We start from the raw sequence: 19,265 nt of genomic DNA, 5'->3' as shown, positions 1-19,265 counted from the left end.
AACGTCGGCCCCGGCTGGAACGTCATGACCGCCATCAGCTGACGTCCTGTCCTGCGCTGTTGGAGTCGTTGTGCGTGTGGGGTCAATAGTCCGCAAGCCGTCGACCGATTCAATCGATACATCGGCAGCGACCCGGCCCCTCCATTAGCCGGGGCACACCGCGGTCTCTCGGGCCTGGATCGGCCGCCCCCGCGCGTCAGTAAACGGAGCGTGAAGGTATGGCCAACAGGAACCGCTGGGACGATCTTTGGCCAAAGCCGGCGTCCCCGGCTCTATACGGTGGACGCATGAAATCTTCCCTCACGCACCGCAGTGCGCTGACCGGCGGGCTGATCCTCGCCGTCTGTTCAGCACTCCTCAGTCCTGTTGGCTCGGCCCAGGCCGACGACGGGCAGACGAGCAACGCCGGATCCGATCAGGGCGCACGCCTCGATCTGGGGGCTGCCGATCTGCCGGAAAAACGAACTGTGAGCACTTTGGCTCCGGGCGTCACTTTAACCAAGATCAGCCGCGGCGAAGCAGACGCCTCCCTCTTCTGGACGGCCGAGGTGGCCATTCCCTCCGATTCGCCGGATCCGGACGCACCGGCCTCGGCCCTCACCAGCCAGGCCACTGCCCAGCGGACCGCGGACAAGCTCATAGCTGCGGGCGTGGACGCCCGCGTGGAGCACGTTCAGTCCCCGCAGCTCTCTGATGCCGGAGGCGACCTGGGTTTCCGGGTCCGCGCCGGCCACCTCACCACAAAGGCCGACGGGGCCTCCGTCGTCTCGAAGATCAAGGAGGCCGGGTTCGCCGCCTCCGTGATCTACACAGGCTGGGACGGGGACACAGACACCAGTGCGAAAACCCGCGGGCCTTGGAACCTCGAAGTAATCACCATCGACCCCAAGACTTACGAAGGCCAGCTTGCCGCCTCCTTCGGGCCGGACCTGGAAAAGCGCGAGACAACCAGCCAGCTGGCTGCCGACGCGCACGCCATCGCCGGGGTCAATGCCGGATTCTTCGTCTTCGACCCGAAGGCCGGAGCAGAAGGCGATCCGGCCGGCGTCGGAGTCTACGGAGGGAAGACGCTCAGCGAACCCGTTGCAGACCGCCCCGCCTTGGTCGTTGACGGGAAAAAGAACACCACCAGCATCGAGCGTCTGACCTGGGCCGGGTCATTGTCTTCCGCTTCCGGCGAGATGCCCCTGGACGGAATCGACCGCGTCCCGGGCCTGATTCGGAACTGCGGTGGAGCGAACGATCTGCCGACACCTCTCGCGCTGCACGACGTCACCTGCACGAACCCCAACGAGGTCGTCACGTTCACCCCGGAATTCGGGCCCTCTACCCCCGCGGGCCCCGGGCTCGAGGTCGCCGTGGACAGCCACGACACCGTTACGGCCGTGTCCGAGACCCGCGGCGAAGCCGTGCCTGCCGGCGGGCACACGGTCCAGGCCACCGGAGACGATGTCGCGAAACTCCGGGCGCTTGCCCCGGTCGGCGCCAGGCTCAAAATTAGCACGGGGCTCCTCGGCCAAGGAGGCAAGGCCGTGCACACGGACAAGGCAACGAGCATTGTCAACGGCGGCCCGCTCCTCGTCAAAGACGGCCAGGAAGACGTCACCGTCAAGAAAGACGGCATGGTCCACCCCAACGACGGGAACAGCTTCTACTACGGGTGGGTCCACAAACGGAACCCCCGGACCTTCGCGGGTACCGATGCGCAGGGCAAAACCATGCTGGTCACCGCCGACGGACGGTCGACCAACTCACTGGGCCTGAGCCTTAAAGAAGAAGCCGACGTCGCCAGGTCCCTGGGCATGGTCCAGGCCATAAACCTGGACGGCGGCGGATCCACGACAGCAGTTGCCGGCGGAACGGTCCTGAACAATCCGTCCGGCGGCGCGGAACGGCCCGTGGGGGACGCGCTCTTGGTGCTCCCCAACCGCAAAGATAACCAGCAAGACGCAACGAAATAGAGTCACACCATGCAATCGTGAACGACTGCAGGATTCACTTCCCTGAATTCAGCGCACAGCCTGGCGGGTGCGTGGTGCAGATTACGGAACGGCAGCGCGGCCAGGCGCCGGAAGCGGTCGTCCGGATGTTTTCAGGGCCGAGCTCATCATTCTTCGCCAGTGTCCAAGGCCTCGAGGTGTTTGGCCATCGCCTCACAGGCCAGATTCCAGCGTGCTGCGAGGGCCTGCCGGCTTAAGGGCTCGAACACGCTATTGAGCACTTTCTCAATTGCATCGTACGCGGCGTCCCGTACCCGCTCCTGCGCCGCCGGGCTGTAATAGTTCATGCGGGTGATTCGAGACAGGGTCCTGTAAGGATGGCGCCATACCAGGTAAGGGAGTGAGTGCATGTCCCATGGACAGTTGATGGACCTAAATCCGCTGGAGACTCCCCGGCGGATTGGCCACGGCGACTAGAGCAACGACGTCCCCTGGGCCGGTCCGCGGACGGTCTGGCCCCGAATAACTGCAGAGAGATGCGTTAACCTCAACTCTGGAAGGTGTGGTTATGGGAACCATGATCCGCGTGCTAAGGCGCAGCAGACGGCCGAGGGCGGTGTTGGCGGTGTCCGCGACTTTGTCAATGCTGGTGCTGGCCGGATGCGCGGTCGGCACTTCAGTGCCTCCGGCCGTGACGACTGCCGCGGCGCCCACGGGGAACCGATCCGGGCCCCCCTCCTCCCCTGCCGAAGTTTCGGCTGCCGCCGATGGATCGCCGTCAGCGGAGGCGAAGATGGTGTGCGGGGATGAGACCCGGACCAATATCGCCCGGATACTGTCGTTGCCCGATGCGCCCGTGACCACCGATTCGTGGGCAGGGAAGCTCTACACGTGTACCTACGCCCTGCCCGCCGGCCCCCTGGTGCTTTCGGTTAAGGAAACCGCCGATCCCTCCGCCGCACGCGCACACTTTGACAGTTTGCAGCAGGGCCAGTCCCCCGCCCGCCCCATCGAGGGGATGGCAAATCTGGGATTACCGGCTTTTGAGACCATGGCTGGTTCCGTGGCCTTCGTCAAAGACAGCTTCGTCCTGACCGTGGACGCGACGGCCTTGCCGGCAACCCTCGGCCCGCACAACGTCTCACGCAACGCCTTTGCTTATGAGACAGCGACCGCAATTCTGGCTTGCTGGTCGGAGTAACCGCCTGTTAGGTCGGGAACCCGTCCCGGCGACGCGAGTGCGGACCGTGAACGCTCCAGAGCCGGGCCAATTGGGCAGGCGCTTGACCGTCCACCTCCGGACGCCCGAGAAAGAGTCTTTCAAAAAACCAATCCGTGACGTGGAGCACAACGAACAGTAAGTGTCACCATGGGCGTGCCCATCAGGGGAACGGCCCGTTGTCATCGGAGGAAACAGCCATGAAGAAGTCCGCTTTCCTGATCGCCCCGGCCCTGGCCTTGGGCGCACTCGCTCTCTCCACCAGCCCGGCCCTCGCGGCAGACGCCACGACCTACCAGGCAAATCTTGCCGCAATCAACGGTAGCAACGCCTCTGGCACGGTGATGGTCACCGTCAACGGCAACCAGGCCACCGTCACCGAAAAAGTCTCCGGACTCGCCGCCACCTTTAGTGGCAAGCCATACCCCCATGTCCAGCACATCCACATCGGCGCCAAAGGCACCTGCCCGGACATGTCCGCCGACACTAACAAGGACGGCGTGATCAGCACCACCGAGGGCGGCCCCTCCTACGGTGCGATCGGTGCGACCCTGTCCACCAGCGGCGACACCAGCCCGGCCGCCGGCACCGACCTGGCCGTGGCGGGAATGGGTTCCAGCTACACGTACACACGGACCTTCGCCCTGGATGCGAAGACCGCTGACTCCCTCAAGGCCGGCACCGCCGTCGTCGTCGTCCACGGGCTGGACCCGGCCACGCTGTCCGCCGCGGCCCAGAAGGAGCCCAGCGACCTTGTCCCCTCCCTGCCCCTGGCCGCCACCTCCCCGGCTCTCTGCGGGACACTGACCGCAATGCCGGCCGGTGCCCCGGGAACCGGCATCACCACCCCGGCACCGTCCGGCCCTGACCTGGGCCTGCTGGCCGCCGGCGGCGGTCTCGTCCTGGCAGCCGGCGGAGCCTACGCCGCCCGCCGCAAGATGAACACCACCGTCTAAGAAGCGTAGGAACAGAAAACGACGCAGGAACCTGATGCGACTTAACACCAGCAGCCGCCGCGGACGCCTCATCGCGTCCGCGGCGGCCGCCGTGCTGCTCGCCGGCGGCATCACCACCATAGGGCTCGGCCTCCACGCCGAACCCCCGCCATCCGGCGCCTCAGACCCTGCGTCCGTCGGAGCCCCCACAGCCCCGGCAGCCGGCCAGCCGGCGTCCCCGGATGCCACGGTGGTGAGACCGCCAACGGAACCTCCGGCGGCACCACAGCCGCGAGCGCCGGACGCGGCGCTGCCCGCGTCCATACCCGTGAGCGTTCAGGTTCCTTCCATCGGGGTCAGCTCTCCGCTGCTCCAACTGGGCAAACAGGCCAACGGTGAAGTCGACACCCCACCCGGAGAACCCGGCTCCCCCGCAGGCTGGTACAAGGACTCCCCCTCCCCCGGCCAGAACGGCTCCGCCATCATCCTCGGCCACGTGAACTCCACGAAGAACCCGATCGGAGTGTTCTACCGCCTTCACGACCTCACCCCTGGCCAGCCCATCGCGGTCATCCGAACAGACCACACGGCCGCGGTGTTCACCGTCGACAAAGTCGAGGTTTACCACAAGGCAGACTTCCCGACCGTGGAGGTCTACCAGAACGCCGATCGGCCCGAGATCCGGCTGATCACCTGCGGCGGCTACGACCCTGCCACAGGCCAATACCTGGACAACACCGTCGTCTACGCCCACCTCACGTCCACCCACCCCGCCTAGGCCGCCGCCTGCCCGTCCCGGTCCCGGCAGGGCCGCCCAATTCCACGGAGGAAACCCCATGAGAGCAAACCGCCGCAGCCTCACACTCCGATTCGCAATACTTGCAGGAGGCACCGTACTGGCCGTCAGCGCCTGCGGGGCCACCGCCGCCGGCGCTGGATCGTCCCCGGCCGCAAGCTCCCAGGCAGCATCAACCGCGTCCGACGGGGCGTCGGCGCCGGGCGTGGATGCGGGTATGACCGCATCATCCATGGGTACCGGATCCACCGGGGCCACGACCGCAGCCACGATCCACATCAAATCTTTCGCCTACTCCGGCCCCGACAGCGTTCCTGCCGGGTCAACTGTGACCGTGATGAACATGGACACTGAGGCGCACACCCTGACCGCCGACGACGGCTCGTTCGAGGCAGTCGCCAAAGCCGGCACGAGCGTCACTTTCACCGCCCCCTCAAAACCCGGCGCCTTCGCCTACCACTGCACCTACCACTCCAACATGCACGGGACACTGACCGTCAAATGACCGGAGCAGGATGGCGCTACGGGCGCTGACCGCGGCCGCCCCGGGTTCCGGCCCTCTGATGTGCGGGTGGCCTCCGATAGCGGTGTGGGGCCTGGCGAGGCCTCAGCTGATTGGCAGCGGTTCGTGGTGCCGTCCTGGCCAGATTCGGTGGGGGTGCGGAAGCAGGGAGGGATCGTCCGTGGCCGCGAGAACAATTCCGGGATAGTCGGTGAGAATGTCCCGGAGGGCGGTCATGCCGTTCGCGTCCAGGTCGGCGTCGACATGGTTGAGCAACAGCAGGGGCGGGTTACCAAGGGTTGCGCGTGCAAGGTGCACCTTCGCCCGTTCCGGCGTGCTGAGCGGTTCGCCGCCGCGTCGGAGCATGGTCAGCGCGCCCTTGGGCAGCCGGGCTATCGTCTCGCCCAGTCCGGCCCGATCGATGACGGTCTCGAACTGGGCATCGTCCGCGTCCGGACAGCGGTAGCGGACTGCACGGCGGAGCTGGCCCCGTTCGAGCGCCAAGCCCCGGGCAGCGTACCCAAGGCACTGGCGGCGCTCGGCGGGACTCATCGCGAACACGTTCTTGCCATTGAGAATGACGCGGGCGGCGGGGTGGGCTCCTAGAAGGGCATGAAATATCTCCTCCACGTAAGTGTGATCGGCTCCGTGAAGGAGGATGGTTTCTCCCGGGCCGGCGGCGAGCTCGGGCACCGGGGTTCCACCGATGTCCAGGCCGGCGACGACGAGGCCGATCGAGTTGGCGGAGACGGCACCCTCGGTGTTGCCCGCGAGACGGCGGCCGAGCGCGGGAGCGATGCTCCGGCAGGCGGCCCGGTAGCTCTGCCGGTACTCGACGATGCGCCCCAAATCGTGGACGGGGCCAGCGATCATGCTCACCACAGTCAGGGCCGCGGCGACGAGTCCCGCGTCCAGCCCGGTGAAGGCGCCGGTGGCGGCCACTGCCACGGCGGTGGCTGAAGCCGCGCCGATCGCGCTACCCCGCAGAGAACCCGCGAGGGTGGCCCGCTCGATGGCCGCGGCCGCGACCTCACGGCCCAGCCTGTCGACCCGGCCGAGTTCGCGTTCCTCCCCACCGGCGGACCTGACGGCTGTAGCGGCATTGACCGTGTCCGTGATCTGCCCTGCCAGGCGTCCGCGCGCCTTTCGGAGCGCCCGCGCCCTGTCGAACGTGGGCCGGGAGATGAGGGCCAGGAGTGCGACCCCGCCGAGCAGCGGCCCAATGACGGCCAGGGCCAGGGGAGGTGCCATAAGCCAGAGGGCCGCCGTGAGTGCGAGGATCAAAGGCACCCCGGAGACTGCTCCAGCGATGCCGTGGGTGACCCAGTTCCGGACGCTGTTGAGGTCGTTGCTCGTCCTGGCGATAGTGATCCCCAGGGAAGGGCTGCGTCCAGGGGCCAGAGCACCGCGGATGAGTTCCTTGCGTATCTCGTGAACGTAGTCCTGCCCGAGCCGCTCGGCCAGGCGCCGCTCAAGCACCCGCAGCCCGGAAGTCCCGATAACTAGACCCAGCAGCCCTCCTACCAGAAGGATTGCGCCGGTCTGGTCATGTTCATGGGAAAGCAGGGAGACCAGCCGCGCTGTTCCGGCCGACAGCAGCGCGACGGTCGCGCTGATGCCCACCAGGGCGGCGAGGACGCCGCGGCGCCCGGCAACGACAAACCTCGGGAGGGCCTGTTCCCCGGTCTGCGCTTGCCGGCCATTCACCGGGGCGACGGGGCGAGGAACCGCATGGCGGTCTCGGCCTGGGCTAGCTCGTAGGTGCCCAGCACAGGCACGTCGAGCTCGGCGGCGGCCTCCGAGGCGGCCAGCGGAGATACGGTAAGCATGCCGGACACCGCGGCCGGGGAATGGCCTGCGGATCGAAGCACGGCCACCCCGGCGGAGGCCCCCAGCGCGTCAGCGGCGGCGAACAGGACGCTGTCCACCAGGGTGTGCAGGACCTCGGTGTTCAGCAGGTGCCGGGTCTCGCCCTGATAGACACCGTCCGCGATCTCGACCACTATCACCTCCGGGTCCGACTCGGCCAGGGCGTTGACCATGCTCATCGCGAGGCTGCCCAGTTCAGCCGTCTCAAGCCGAAAGGTGGTGGGATAGCCGTAGTCGGTAAAATCCAGGACCTTCACCGCCCCCGCGTCGTGGAAGAGGCGGGGGTCCCCTCCGGCCCCCGTGCCGGTAATCTTCCCGGCAGCCACACGCAGCCCGGCACTGGTCAGGCCCCGGATCAGACACGCCGCTGCGGTGGACTTGCCCGAGTTCATCGAAGTACCGAGCACGGCGACGACGTGGGGCCGGACGCGGCGAGACGCATCCGGATCGAGGGAGCAGGGCGCGAACTGCTTGAGATTCAACCGGCCACGGCTGTCGGCGAGCAGCCCGACCGGGGCCAGCTGCGTCGGGCTCCCCACGGCCCCGTGCCTCATCGTGACCTTCCCTGCCAGACCGCCCGCGGCTATGAGGTGGCAAGGCGCGAGATCGCCCGGAACCTCAGCCAGGACCTGGTCCGGAGCATACCGGTTGGCATAGGCCACAAGTACCTCGTCTCCGACGAAGAGCGTCTGCCGTCGCGATGCGGGGCTCTCCAACCGCGGGAGCTGGCCAATACGCTCCACCCGGGCCAACACGATGTCCCCGGCAGCTGGGATAAGGTCGGGGCCCGCAAGCAGCCGGAATCCAGACGAATCAACCTCCAGCGCATCCGCCAGGAAGCGTGTCGTGTAGGCCTTCTTGGCGGCCACCAGCCGCTGCTCGACACTGTTGTTCTCGGCCCTTTCCTGCGAGTCGGCGGCGGGGATGATCGTAGGAATGCTCACAGCAGGGCCTTTCCAAGTCCTAGTAAATATGGGGTGCGTCCCGGATCAGAGATCAGGGGAAAGCGGATCGTCATATGACCGGCTTCCAAGGGGAAGCGTATTTCGACAGCGCTCAACAAGGCCTAAAACCCAGCCAATCCTGCGCAAGTATTCGCACCAAACTGGGATTACCCAGCGCTTTGACTAGCCCCCCAAAAGCGGCCCGGGACCCACTGCCCAGACCACCGCGGACGAATTTCGGGGAGACCGCCCGCAGCCGGACGAACGACACCGGCGGCCCAGAATCTGGGACACAGTCCCGGATTCGTTGGTGCGGGCGGGTTTGAAGGCGCACCGTTGGGTGGAGAAGGCGCCCCGGCCTCTGCTCCGAGCAGTCCAGCCACCGCTCCGCTCCGAACATCTTGAAGTAAACGGTGCGGCCCGGTTCCGGTGAGCACAGGTCCACGACCCGCGTCCTGTCCGTCTGAAGAAAGTGGTCTTCCGTGTCCGAAAAGTCGTTAGGCGTCGTTGTAACGGGGATGGGAGCGGTGACCCCGGCCGGGTCAACGCTCCCGCAGACGTGGGCCGCCCTGCTCGAAGGACGCTCCGGAATCGCCCGGCTCAAGCAACCCTGGGCGCAAGGGCTGCCCGTCCGAGTGGCAGGAAGCGTCAGCGCGGATCTCGGCGCGCTCCTCAGCACCAGGGAATACCGCAGGATGGACCGTAGCGGTCATTTGGCCCTCATCGCGGCGCGGGAGGCCTGGGCGCAGGCCGGACATCCGGGGACAGACCCGGAACGCTTCGCCGTCGTCGTGGGCTCTGGTTACGGCGGCCTCGGAACGGTCCTGGACCAGACACGCGCACTGGACACCGGCGGACCCCGGCGCGTCTCGCCTCATACTCTGACTCAAATCATGTCCAACGGGCCCGCCGCCTGGATATCCATTGACGTCGGCGCACGCGGAGGGGCCCGGACCCCGGTGAGCGCCTGCGCCTCCGGGGCCGAAGCCATAGCCCAAGGCGCGGAGATGATCAGGGCCGGCGCCGCCGATGTCGTCATCGCCGGCGGCGTGGATGCCTGCGTCAACGGCCTGACCATCAGCGGCTTCGCCCAGATCCGCGCTCTGTCCACCAGCAGCCGCCCCGCCCATGAGATCTCCAGACCATTCGACCGGGATCGCGACGGCTTCGTGATCGCCGAAGGCGCCGGGATTCTGGTACTTGAGCGGGAGGACTTCGCCCGCGCCCGCCACGCAGAGATTTTCGGTCGGATAGCCGGTGCGGCGGTCACCTCCGATGCCCACGACATCGTCGCAGCCGACCCCACCATGCAGCGACGCGTCATGCAAAAGGCGCTGGACGCAGCCTCCCTCAGCGGAACCGACGTCGGGTTCGTCCACGCCCACGCAACCTCAACACCGCTCGGTGACCGACTGGAAGCCGGCGCAATCGCAGCGGTGGCCGGAGAAATGCTTCCCGTCACCTCCACCAAGTCCATGACCGGACACATGCTCGGCGCCGCCGGCGCCATCGGGGCAATCGTCACACTCCAGACGCTCCGTACCGGGCAGCTGCCCGGCACTCTCAACTACGAACATCCGGACCCGGCCATCGGACTCAACATCACACAGAGGTCAAGTACGTGCCCGGCAACAGCTGCCATAACCAACGCCTTCGGCTTCGGGGGCCACAGCGTCAGCCTTGTCATCACCGCCACCTGACGCGCTCACCGAACATCCCACGCCAGAAACCCCGGCAGCGGACACTGGGTTCCCCTGTACCCATCCAGCTGACGAAGCCAAAGCGCAAAGCTGATGCAGCGGGCCCGGGGGTCATGCCCCCTAGAAGTGCTGGTCAGTTCGCTGCCGCCAAGGCGTCGGGAAGCTCGGTCAGGGACGTGACAGTCAATTCAGGAGCGTCAAAGTATCCCGGGTAGCTGCCCCCGGTCCTGTTCAGCCACACTGTCCGCAGCCCGGCGCGGGCCGCGCCGTGGATGTCCCACGGATGCACGGCCACCAGCAACATCCCGGCAAGGTCTACCCCGGCAGCGGCGGACGCATATTCATAGGAGGCCCGGGCCGGCTTCCAGACTGGCGCGTCCTCGACCGAAAGCAGCGACTCAAATGCATCCCGGATCCCCGCTTCACTGAACAATTTCTCGGCTATCTGTGCCGAGCCGTTGCTGAGGGTGATCAGCCGAAACCCTGCAGCCGCGAGGGCCTTGATACCGTCGGTGACATCCGGGTGTACCCCGAGGCCGTTCATGCCGCCCATGACATGGTCGACCGCCTCGTCAACAGAGCACTTAAGCTCCACCCCTGTCAGAAGTCCCCGGAGAACGTCGGCCCCGATGGCGGCGAAAGATCCGTTCTCCCCGCTGGCCGCTAGAGCGAAGCCGTCACGCAATAACGTCGCGAACCAGAGTTTAGCCATTTCAGCCGGTGCCCCGACCTCGCCGAAGCGTTTACTCATGGGCGACATATCCGACAAGGTTTCGTTGACATCAAAGGCAATGACAGAGATAGCGGGTTTCATCGATTTTCCTTCTCGTGGCGTTTTCGTCTCCACTGCCAGTCTGCCGCCTTTCCAGAGAGACGGGGACCACCGTCGGCGCCAAACTGGCCCAGCGGGGCCCAGTGTTACCGGAAGGCGGCCGTCCTCTATGAGGTAGACGGCGTGGGGAGTCGGCAGCGGGGCACCGGCACGGGCCTTGCCTCCCGCTAGAGGTAGGTGCAGATGCGTTCGGGGTCGCAGGCCGCGGGGTCCCCTGCCGCGGCGGCGTCATGGTACGCGGCGACGGTTGCCTGCAGTGCGGTGAGTTCTGCGATCCGAGCGTCGAGGTCGTGGAGCTGTTGGGCCAGAAGATCCTTCACGTGTACGCAGGGCGCCTGTCCAGTGTCCCGGACGGCGAGGATGTCGCTGATTTGAGACAGGGTCAGCCCTGCGGTGCGGCCGCGGCGGATGAATTCCAGCCGGCTGACCGTTTCCTGGCCGTAGTCGCGGTATCCGTTCGACGCCCTGTCCGCGGCCGGCAGCAGGCCCCGGTCCTCGTAGAACCGCACGGTCTTGGCCGACACCCCTGCGGCCGCCGCCGTTTCGCCAATACGCATAGCGCACCTCTTTGTCCCGGGGAATTTCCCTCTTGACGTTCCAGCGTAGTGGAAGGTGCAGACTGGGGGCAGACCCATAAATGAGGCACCGTTGCGGGTAGCGATCCACAACGGTGCCGTAAGACTTTGGAGGATTTGATGTCTGTACCAACACCTGATTTTGATCTGGCCGTTATCGGCTCCGGCGGCGGGGCGTTCGCGGCCGCGATCCGGGCGACCAACCTGGGCAAACGCGTGCTGATGATCGAGCGTTCCACCGTCGGCGGGACGTGCGTGAACACCGGCTGTGTGCCGTCCAAGGCGCTCCTCGCGGCGGCCGAGGCCCGACACGTTGCCATGGACGCTTCCGGCCGGTTCCCCGGCATCAGCACCTCTGCCGAGCCGGTGAATATGGGTGCGCTCGTCGGCGGGAAACGTTTCCTTGTGGAGACGATGCGCGCGGATAAGTACGTGGACCTAGCGGCAGAATACGGCTGGGAGCTGCGTCAGGGCAACGCCGTTTTCGCCGGCACCCCGCAGGAACCGGTCCTGGAAGTCACCGGGGAGGGCGGCGCACGCGAGTCCTTCACTGCGGCGCACTATCTGGTGGCCACAGGCTCCCGTCCCTGGGCGCCGCCGATCGAGGGACTGCAGGACACGGACTACCTGACGTCAACCACGGCGATGGAGCTGGACGAGGTTCCGGACTCTTTGCTGGTGCTCGGCGGCGGCTATGTGGCGCTGGAACAGGCCCAGCTCTTCGCCCGACTTGGATCCAAGGTGACCATGCTGGTCCGGTCACGGCTGGCATCGGCCGAGGAACCCGAAGCGTCCCGGGCACTGATGGGCGTCTTCGCCGATGAGGGCATCCGCGTCGTCCGCTTTGCCGCCGTGTCCGCCGTACGGACCGACCCGGCCACCGGCGACGTCATCGCGACCGCGGCCGTCTCAGGTGGCCAAGAAGATTTCCGGGCCACCAGGCTGCTCGTCGCCATGGGCCGGCGCCCGGTCACCGACGGCCTGAACCTGGACGCCGTCGGCGTCGAGACCGGGGACGGCGGCGAAATACTGGTTAACAGCCAGCTGACCAGCTCCAACGACCGGATCTGGGCTGCCGGGGACGTGACGGGACACCGCGAATTCGTCTACGTCGCAGCCGCCCACGGGTCCCTGGCCGTCGAAAACGCCTTCAACAACGCGGGCCGCGAGGTCGATTACCGACACCTGCCCCGGGTCACCTTCACCAGCCCCGCGCTGGCCGCGGTCGGGATGACCGATAAGGAAGCCAACGCGGCGGACATCCGGTGCGAGTGCCGGNACCGACACCTGCCCCGGGTCACCTTCACCAGCCCCGCGCTGGCCGCGGTCGGGATGACCGATAAGGAAGCCAACGCGGCGGACATCCGGTGCGAGTGCCGGGTCCTGCCCCTGGAATACGTGCCCCGGGCCCTGGTGAACAGGGACACCCGTGGATTTATCAAAATCGTCGCCGACGCCTCCACCGGGCGGATTGTGGGAATCACCGCCGTGGGCAAGGAAGCAGGAGACCTCGCCGCCGCCGGCGTCTACATTCTGGAAGCCTCAATGACAGTGGACCAGGTGGCGAACCTCTGGTCCCCGTACCTGACCATGGCCGAGGGGATCAAGATCGCCGCACAGTCCTTCACCACCGACATCTCCAAACTCTCCTGTTGCGCCACCTGACCGCTACCCGTCAGCCTCACAACCACCCCGCCGAAGGGAAAACGATGACAAACAACATCAACGCTGCGGTGTGCCCTGCTTCCAGTACCCCATGAAGGCGACGTGTTCGCGGTCAATCCCGCATTCACGGACCAGGTAGCGCCGCAGGCTCGTCACCAGGGCCGACTCTCCGGCGATCCAGGCGTAGAACGGTGTGTTGCCGCGCTCTGGGCGCTTCGCCCCCTGACCGAATAGCCGCCGGTACTGGGGCGTGTCCCACACGAGCACGCGCTCGGGACCGACGTCCAGCGGCTCCTCCGCGGCGACAACATGGTCGACGACGGCGGGGCCGGGCGTGCAAAGTGGGGCCGGGACTGCGCGGCGCACCGCATCTGCAAGCAGCGCACCGTGGGCCTGCCCGCCTCGCTCAAGCCACGTCACTTCGGAGATCGCGCGCGTCGGGAGGTCCTGGATCATGCCGGCGTCGGGGACCTCGATGATGGCCTCTGCAATGAGCCCGGCGGGGAGGTCGCGCAGGATTCCCGCGATCGCGGGCAGCGCGGTCTCGTCTCCGGCCAAGAGCACGTGCCGTGCCAGGCCCGGCGCGAATTCGATTCCGGTGCACCGTCCGGCTGTGATGCTTGGACCGATGACGAGCGCGCGGTCGCCGATCCTGAGACCCCTGGCCCAGCGCGCCGCGGGGCCTTGGGGCCCGTCAGGGTGCAGGACGAAGTCGACGTCGATTTCCGGGTACGCCTCGTCGAGGCGGGCCTCCCGCACGGTGTAGCTGCGCAGGTCACCGCGCTCGGCTTCGGGCAGGCGCAGCCATGCCTGCCGCCATGTGCGTCCGGATTCCTCGGAGCTGCTGCATTCAAAGGTTTTGGCCCGCGGAAGGGACCGCCCAGGCGAAGGGATCACAATCTTGATCCGTAAGTCCCAGGTGGCGCCGTGGTCGGTGGCAAAGCCGAGCAGGCTCGTGCCCCCGATCGTGACGCGGCGCAGGCGTGGACTCACATCGCGGATCGCTGTCACCGACAGCGGGAACGGCCTGACGGACTGCGCGGCCGGGCGGTCCACCCCGGCGTTGACCGAGCCGCTCATGCCGTGGCCCCGCCCATGCCGGCCCCCAGGGCAACGGCGCCGTGCTCTGCGGTGCTCTCGACGCGGCCCGCGCCGAGCGGAACCACGTGCGGACGGCCGGCCGAGGGTTCACGGATGACATCGGCCCGGAGGCCGAAGACATCCCAGAGGAGCTCCGGCGTCACGACATCCGACGGCGGCCCCTCGGCAACGATCCGGCCATCCCGCATCGCGATGATCACGTCCGAGTACCGCGCCGCGAGGGAGATGTCGTGAAGCACCATGACGACTGTGCGGCCCGTGTCTTGGTTGAGCCGGCGCACGAGCTCGAGGACGTCGACCTGGTGGGCGAGGTCGAGGTACGTGGTTGGCTCATCGAGGAGCATGAGCTCAGTCTCCTGGGCGAGGATCATCGAGATCCATGCCCGCTGGCGCTGCCCGCCCGAGAGGTCCTCCAGAGGAGTCGCCGCGAGCTCGGCGATGTCCGTGGCCGCTAGCGCGTCGACAATCGCGCCTTCATCAGTGCGGGAGAACTGTTGGTACCAGCGCTGCCTCGGATGGCGGCCGCGTGCAACGAGTTCGCCCACGGTGAGTCCGCTTGGCGCGTGTGGTGTCTGTGGGAGGATGCTCATCCGCCGCGCTATGGCTCGCGGCGACATCGTCGTGAGGTCGTCGCCGTCGAGCGCCACACGCCCCGCCTGGGGGCGCAGGAGCCGTCCGAGGCCGCGCAGGAGCGTCGATTTTCCGCAGCCGTTGGGCCCGATGATCGATGTCACCGTGCCGCGGGCGAACGCGACATCGAGCTCGGGTATGACCGTCCGGCCGTCGAATCCCAGGCTGAGGCCATGCGCGCAGAGGTGCGCGGAGTCGTCGTTGTCCGCTGCTTTGGGTCCGGGCGCGGTACTCATGGGGTTCTCCTCTGGCTGCGGAACACAAGGGCTATAAGGACAGGGGCGCCGAGCACGGTCGTGAAGACTCCGACGGGAAGGGCGTGCGGCAGGAGGAAACCCGCCACGAGGTCACTCAGAACCACGAAGGCGGCGCCGAGCAATGCGGTGAGCCCAAGCGGGGGTACGACGGTCCGCCCGGCGAAGCGCGCCGCGAGCGGGCACAGGAGGGCGACGAAGGCAACGGGCCCGGCGAGTACGGTTCCGACGGCCGCAAGGAGAACGGCAAGCACCAGGAGCAACGGCCGGCTCCGTCCAAGGGGGAGGCCGAGGCTGCGGGCGGTGTCGTCGTCGAACGCGCTGAGAAGGAGCCAACGGCCGCATGCCCCGGCCACTGCGATGAGAGGTACCGATGCGAGGAGTGCGGGCACTACGGCCCCCCAGTCCTTGCCGTTGAGCGAGCCCATCATCCAGGTGATGGCCTGGGAGGCGTTTGTTACGTCCCCCAGAGTGAGGAGCCATGTGGTGGTGCTGGACGCAAGGCCTGCGGCACCGAGGCCGACGAGCACGAGGCGCATGCTGTCGAAGCCCTGCTGGGCGCGCCGGTAGGTGAGTAGGAACACCGCGGTTCCAGTGCTGAGGGCTCCCGCTGCGGCGGCGAGGGGCATACCGACGGCGGCGGCCAAGCCGCCGGCCCCGCCGTGCCCCGCCCCGGCCAGCACGAGGACCGCGACCGCGCCGGTCGACGCGCCGGCGGTCACCCCTAGGACCTCGGGCGTGGCAAGCGGGTTGCGCGCGACCGTTTGGGTGAGGCCGCCCGCGACGGCGAGGCATGCCCCGGCAACGGCGCCCGCGATGGTGCGCGGGAGCCGGAATTCAAGCACGGTCAGCCTGACGGCCTGCGGCAGCGCGGGATCGTCCATGAGAGCGGTGAGCACCTGCGACAGCTGGACGGGCCTTCCGGCAAACATGAGGTGACCCGCAACAGCTGCGAGCAGGAGCACCAGTGCCGCGAGACTGAGCCATGCGATGCGCGGCAGGAGCACGAGGGACGCCGTCCGCACGCGGACCACGCGGGACCCGGGAGTGAGGACACCCGGGGCCCCGATCACAGGGTCACCAGCCGGCGGCGGCGGGCGAGATAGATGAAGAACGGTGCCCCGACGACGGCGAGGACGACGCCGACCGGCAGTTCGCCCGGGCGTGCGATGACCCGGCCGGCGGTGTCAGTGAGGAGCAGGAGCGAGGCCCCGAACAGTGCGCTCCCGGGGATCTGCCAGCGGTAGTCCGCACCGACGAGGCCGCGGACCGCGTGCGGGACGAGGAGGCCCGCGAACGCGAGCGGGCCCGCGAGGGTTACGGAAGCCGCCGCGAGGACGGCGAGTGCCGCGAGACCCAGGATGCGTGCGCGGGCCACCGAGACGCCGAGCGAGCGGGCGGTCTCGTCGCCGAGAGCGAGAGCGTTTAGCGGGCCGATGTTGGCCGCTGCGAGGACGAGACCAACGATGATGAGCGGCACGAGCTGCGGAAGCAGGGCACCGCGGGCTGCCACCGATCCCAGCTGCCAGAAACGAAGTGTGTCCAGCGCCGCGTCACTGCTGAGGACGATGAGCGAGACAACGCCTCCGGCAAGAGCCGAGACGGCGGCGCCCGCGAGCACGAGGGTGAGCGGAGTTGCACCGTGGCGGGTTGCCGAGCCGACCGTGACCACAAGTGCACACGCAATGACGGCGCCGGCGAAGGCAAGCCCGGCCTGGGCGTAGGTGCCCGCTCCGGCGGCGCCGGGGAGCAGGGATCCGGCGACGATCGCGAGGGCCGCCCCCGGATAGATGCCGAGCAGGCCGGGGTCCGCGATGGGATTGCGCGTCTGGCCCTGTGCCAGGCAACCAGCCACCCCTACGCACGCGCCGACGGCGAGGGCATTCAGCGTGCGCGGCCACCGGAGCTCACGGATGGCAATGTCGGACACCGAACCGTCGGGGACGAAAATGGCATGAACCAGCTCTTCGAAACTTGTGGGACGCCCGCCGAAAACGAGGCTCAGCGCCAGAGAGCCCGCGACCGTAAGAAGGCCCAGGACGAACCCGGCCGTGGGGACGTTGCCGGCCCGTGGGGCTCGCAAGGCAGACAGGTTTAGAGACACAAATCCTCGATTAATTTAATTAGGGCAGACAAATTATGCGTATTTCCAACGCGCCCGGTACAGTCTACGGCAGTAAGGCAAGGCTTGCCTTACCACCCTGCCAAAATGTCCCACACCCTCGTAGTTTGCCTGAAGGAATTTCATGACACGTTTCCGATTCACTCGCGCAGCGGTTACCGTTGCGGCAACCGCCAGCCTCCTTGCGATCACCGCTTGTGGTGGCCAGACAGCCGCCGCCCCATCGGCAGCCTCTGAGACGAGCACGGTTGAAGCGCAGTTCCCCAAGACCATCCAGCACGTGTTCGGGAACACGGAAATCAAGACCGCGCCGAAGCGCATCGTGACGCTTGACCCCAGCTACACGGACGCGGCACTGGCGCTCGGCGCCGACGTCGCAGGGTATGTGATCTACCGCAAGGGTGACGCCGAATTCCCGTCTTACCTCGGGGACGTCAAGGCCCAGACCAAGGATGCCGCGAACGTCGGCTCCCTCGCCGAGCCGAGCCTCGACAAAATCCTCGCGGCGCAGCCGGATCTGATCGTCTCCGCGAAGGTCCGCCATGAAGCCCTCTACCCCCAGCTAGCGAAGATCGCCCCCACGATCATGTCCGTCTCAACCGGACCGACGTGGAAGCAGAACATCGTGATGCTGGGGGACGCGCTCGGCAAGAAGGACAAAGCCGAGCAGATCATCCAGGCCTACAAGGACCGAGCCAAGAAGGTCGGTGGCGCCATCCTCGCCAAAAAACCGGGTCTGACCTACTCCTACGTCCGCTTCAATGGCGAGGACACAGCCCGCCTCTACTCCAGCACGTCCTTCCTCGGCGAGATCATGACCGACGCGGGCATTCCGCGCCCCGCCGGGCAGCCGGACTCGAAAGAGAAGATCTTCGTACCGCTGTCGCAAGAGCAGCTCCCGGCCGCCGAGGCAGGCCTCATCGTAACGTCCGCGTTCGGCCAGGAAACGGCAGAGGGCGAAAAGTCCCGCGCGCAGAAGGAAAAGTTCATGGCCAACCCGCTGTGGGCCACGCTCAAGGGCGACGTCCTCAACGTTGACGACACCGTCTTCGCTGCGTCCGTGAGCCTCCAGGGCGCGCACGCGGTCCTCACCAAGCTCGCCGAGAAGTACGGCGTGGACCCGCAACTGCCGAAGGCCTGATCCGCCCTCCTGTCATTCAATACCCAACAGGCAAGCGGCTGCGGTCCATGGGAAATCCAGAGACCGGAGGCGCTTGCTTGTTATGCGAGGGACGTCAAGAACCCATCGTTGACCCTTGTCCCGCATAATTCCCTTCCCGATTTCCGATCAGGGAGGTTGACAACCACCAACCGGGAAGCGGCTGCCCGCGGGCAGACGTCGAAATGCTTCATGAAATTCCGGGAGCTATTCCGTGGCAAAGAACGTGGTCTTGACCGCGGGGCGCCTGGCGAGGAGTCTCATTTCAGGCGTCCCAAGTCGGGCGCCCAACCTGGCGCCGCAGTCCGAAGCCCTAATAAGATCCGAGGAGTCCGCATGCCCACGTCTAAGTTCAATGAACTGCTGGCCCGCCAGGTCGGCAGCGAGTTCGCCGCCTCCCAGCAGTACATCGCTGTTGCCGTCTGGTTCCACGGGCAGGACCTGCCCCAGCTGGCCAAGCACTTCTACCGTCAATCGCTGGAAGAACGGAACCACGCCATGATGATGGTCCGGTACATCCTCGACCGCGGACTGAAGATCTCCATTCCCGGGGTGGAGCCTGTCCGCAACGACTTCAACACGGTTGAGGAACCACTGGCCCTCGCCCTCGCACAAGAACAGGAAGTCACCGAGAACATCAAGGAACTCTTCGCTGTGGCTCGCTCGGAAAACGATGCCCTGGGCGAGCAGTTCATGCTCTGGTTCCTCAAGGAACAAGTCGAGGAGGTCTCCTCGATGGCGACGCTGCTCAACATTGCCAGGCGCGCGGACAACCTCTTCGACATCGAGAACTTCCTGGCGCGTGAGCAGGTCGGCGGCCATGGAGAGCACCGCGGGCGCCACGGCGGCGGGCACCACGCTGGCGGTCAAGGTGATGGAGATTCCGGCGCACCCGAAGCCGCCGGAGGCTCACTCTGATACACCTCCCCTGCCTTCCGATACCAGGCCGACGCCCAATGTGGGGAAAGCGATCGCCTCGTCGAGTTCCAGCCCAACGGTGCGCGACTCATGTGAGTTCGCGG

General features: G+C 66.9%; 17 protein-coding genes and 2 pseudogenes. 10 read left to right on the top strand and 9 right to left on the bottom strand.

All coding sequences use genetic code 11. The features are described 5' to 3' along the window. The first annotated feature begins 287 nt into the window (after positions 1 to 287). On the top strand, positions 288 to 1,961 hold the full coding sequence (locus ABLI39_RS16715) for a phosphodiester glycosidase family protein (RefSeq protein WP_349414683.1): 1,674 nt from the start codon (positions 288 to 290) through the stop codon (positions 1,959 to 1,961). Positions 1,962 to 2,107: 146 nt separating this feature from the next. Here ABLI39_RS16715 and ABLI39_RS16710 read toward each other — a convergent pair whose 3' ends face one another. Next, positions 2,108 to 2,287: a hypothetical protein gene (locus tag ABLI39_RS16710; protein ID WP_349414682.1), complete on the bottom strand. Its 180-nt coding sequence runs from the start codon at positions 2,285 to 2,287 to the stop codon at positions 2,108 to 2,110. A 221-nt stretch (positions 2,288 to 2,508) separates the two neighbouring features. Here ABLI39_RS16710 and ABLI39_RS16705 point away from each other — a divergent pair, with 221 nt between their 5' ends. The 4 genes from ABLI39_RS16705 to ABLI39_RS16690 all read left to right on the top strand — a co-directional run bounded on the left by ABLI39_RS16705 (position 2,509) and on the right by ABLI39_RS16690 (position 5,395). Further along, entirely contained in the window at positions 2,509 to 3,141 is a 633-nt protein-coding gene (locus ABLI39_RS16705) for a hypothetical protein (RefSeq protein WP_349414681.1), read from the top strand. A gap of 218 nt (positions 3,142 to 3,359) precedes the next feature. After that, positions 3,360 to 4,115, top strand: coding sequence for a hypothetical protein (locus ABLI39_RS16700; protein WP_349414680.1), 756 nt, complete (start codon positions 3,360 to 3,362; stop codon positions 4,113 to 4,115). 34 nt (positions 4,116 to 4,149) lie between these two features. Beyond that, complete coding sequence (locus ABLI39_RS16695) at positions 4,150 to 4,872, top strand: class F sortase (protein ID WP_349414679.1); 723 nt, start codon at positions 4,150 to 4,152, stop codon at positions 4,870 to 4,872. Between the two features lie 235 nt (positions 4,873 to 5,107). Beyond that, positions 5,108 to 5,395 (top strand): cupredoxin domain-containing protein, encoded by a 288-nt coding sequence (locus tag ABLI39_RS16690; protein WP_349414678.1) that lies wholly within the window; start codon positions 5,108 to 5,110, stop codon positions 5,393 to 5,395. 102 nt (positions 5,396 to 5,497) lie between these two features. On the opposite strand, the gene ABLI39_RS16685 is transcribed toward ABLI39_RS16690, so the two are convergent. After that, positions 5,498 to 7,099 (bottom strand): ABC transporter transmembrane domain-containing protein, encoded by a 1,602-nt coding sequence (locus ABLI39_RS16685; protein WP_349414677.1) that lies wholly within the window; start codon positions 7,097 to 7,099, stop codon positions 5,498 to 5,500. Continuing rightward, a complete protein-coding gene (locus ABLI39_RS16680) occupies positions 7,096 to 8,205 on the bottom strand; it encodes a P-loop NTPase family protein (RefSeq protein WP_349414676.1) in 1,110 nt (369 codons plus the stop codon). Before ABLI39_RS16680 ends, ABLI39_RS16685 begins: the two co-directional genes overlap by 4 nt. A 482-nt stretch (positions 8,206 to 8,687) precedes the next feature. Between ABLI39_RS16680 and ABLI39_RS16675 the strand changes: the two genes are divergently transcribed. Beyond that, positions 8,688 to 9,905: a beta-ketoacyl-[acyl-carrier-protein] synthase family protein gene (locus ABLI39_RS16675; RefSeq protein ID WP_349414675.1), complete on the top strand. Its 1,218-nt coding sequence runs from the start codon at positions 8,688 to 8,690 to the stop codon at positions 9,903 to 9,905. Positions 9,906 to 10,038: 133 nt separating this feature from the next. On the opposite strand, the gene ABLI39_RS16670 is transcribed toward ABLI39_RS16675, so the two are convergent. Continuing rightward, on the bottom strand, positions 10,039 to 10,719 hold the full coding sequence (locus ABLI39_RS16670; RefSeq protein ID WP_349414674.1) for a haloacid dehalogenase type II: 681 nt from the start codon (positions 10,717 to 10,719) through the stop codon (positions 10,039 to 10,041). Positions 10,720 to 10,904: 185 nt separating this feature from the next. Next, positions 10,905 to 11,294, bottom strand: coding sequence for a heavy metal-responsive transcriptional regulator (locus ABLI39_RS16665; protein WP_349414673.1), 390 nt, complete (start codon positions 11,292 to 11,294; stop codon positions 10,905 to 10,907). A 138-nt stretch (positions 11,295 to 11,432) separates the two neighbouring features. On the opposite strand from ABLI39_RS16665, the pseudogene ABLI39_RS16660 reads away from it, so the two are divergent. Beyond that, a pseudogene (locus tag ABLI39_RS16660) lies at positions 11,433 to 12,536 on the top strand (FAD-dependent oxidoreductase); the annotation flags it as partial. Between the two features lie 45 nt (positions 12,537 to 12,581). After that, positions 12,582 to 12,977: pseudogene (locus ABLI39_RS17460) on the top strand (oxidoreductase dimerization domain-containing protein); the annotation flags it as partial. A gap of 57 nt (positions 12,978 to 13,034) precedes the next feature. Here ABLI39_RS17460 and ABLI39_RS16655 read toward each other — a convergent pair. From ABLI39_RS16655 to ABLI39_RS16640, 4 genes are read right to left on the bottom strand one after another with little or no spacing between them, the layout of a single operon-like run. Further along, positions 13,035 to 14,057, bottom strand: a complete 1,023-nt coding sequence (locus ABLI39_RS16655; RefSeq protein WP_349414671.1) for a siderophore-interacting protein — start codon at positions 14,055 to 14,057, stop codon at positions 13,035 to 13,037. Continuing rightward, entirely contained in the window at positions 14,054 to 14,944 is an 891-nt protein-coding gene (locus tag ABLI39_RS16650; RefSeq protein WP_349414670.1) for an ABC transporter ATP-binding protein, read from the bottom strand. The genes ABLI39_RS16655 and ABLI39_RS16650 overlap by 4 nt, the downstream gene beginning before the upstream one ends. Continuing rightward, entirely contained in the window at positions 14,941 to 16,035 is a 1,095-nt protein-coding gene (locus tag ABLI39_RS16645; protein ID WP_349414669.1) for a FecCD family ABC transporter permease, read from the bottom strand. Before ABLI39_RS16645 ends, ABLI39_RS16650 begins: the two co-directional genes overlap by 4 nt. Then, on the bottom strand, positions 16,032 to 17,045 hold the full coding sequence (locus tag ABLI39_RS16640) for a FecCD family ABC transporter permease (RefSeq protein WP_349414668.1): 1,014 nt from the start codon (positions 17,043 to 17,045) through the stop codon (positions 16,032 to 16,034). The genes ABLI39_RS16645 and ABLI39_RS16640 overlap by 4 nt, the downstream gene beginning before the upstream one ends. 319 nt (positions 17,046 to 17,364) lie before the next feature. Between ABLI39_RS16640 and ABLI39_RS16635 the strand changes: the two genes are divergently transcribed. Then, entirely contained in the window at positions 17,365 to 18,225 is an 861-nt protein-coding gene (locus tag ABLI39_RS16635) for an ABC transporter substrate-binding protein (protein ID WP_349414667.1), read from the top strand. 354 nt (positions 18,226 to 18,579) lie between these two features. Next, positions 18,580 to 19,161 (top strand): ferritin, encoded by a 582-nt coding sequence (locus ABLI39_RS16630; protein ID WP_349414666.1) that lies wholly within the window; start codon positions 18,580 to 18,582, stop codon positions 19,159 to 19,161. The last annotated feature ends 104 nt before the right edge of the window (positions 19,162 to 19,265 follow it).

This window comes from Pseudarthrobacter sp. B907, from assembly GCF_040137805.1.
Taxonomy (GTDB): Bacteria; Actinomycetota; Actinomycetes; order Actinomycetales; family Micrococcaceae; genus Arthrobacter.
The sequence above is the reverse complement of the archived record's forward strand: the minus strand, read 5'-3'. Positions and strand labels throughout refer to the sequence as shown.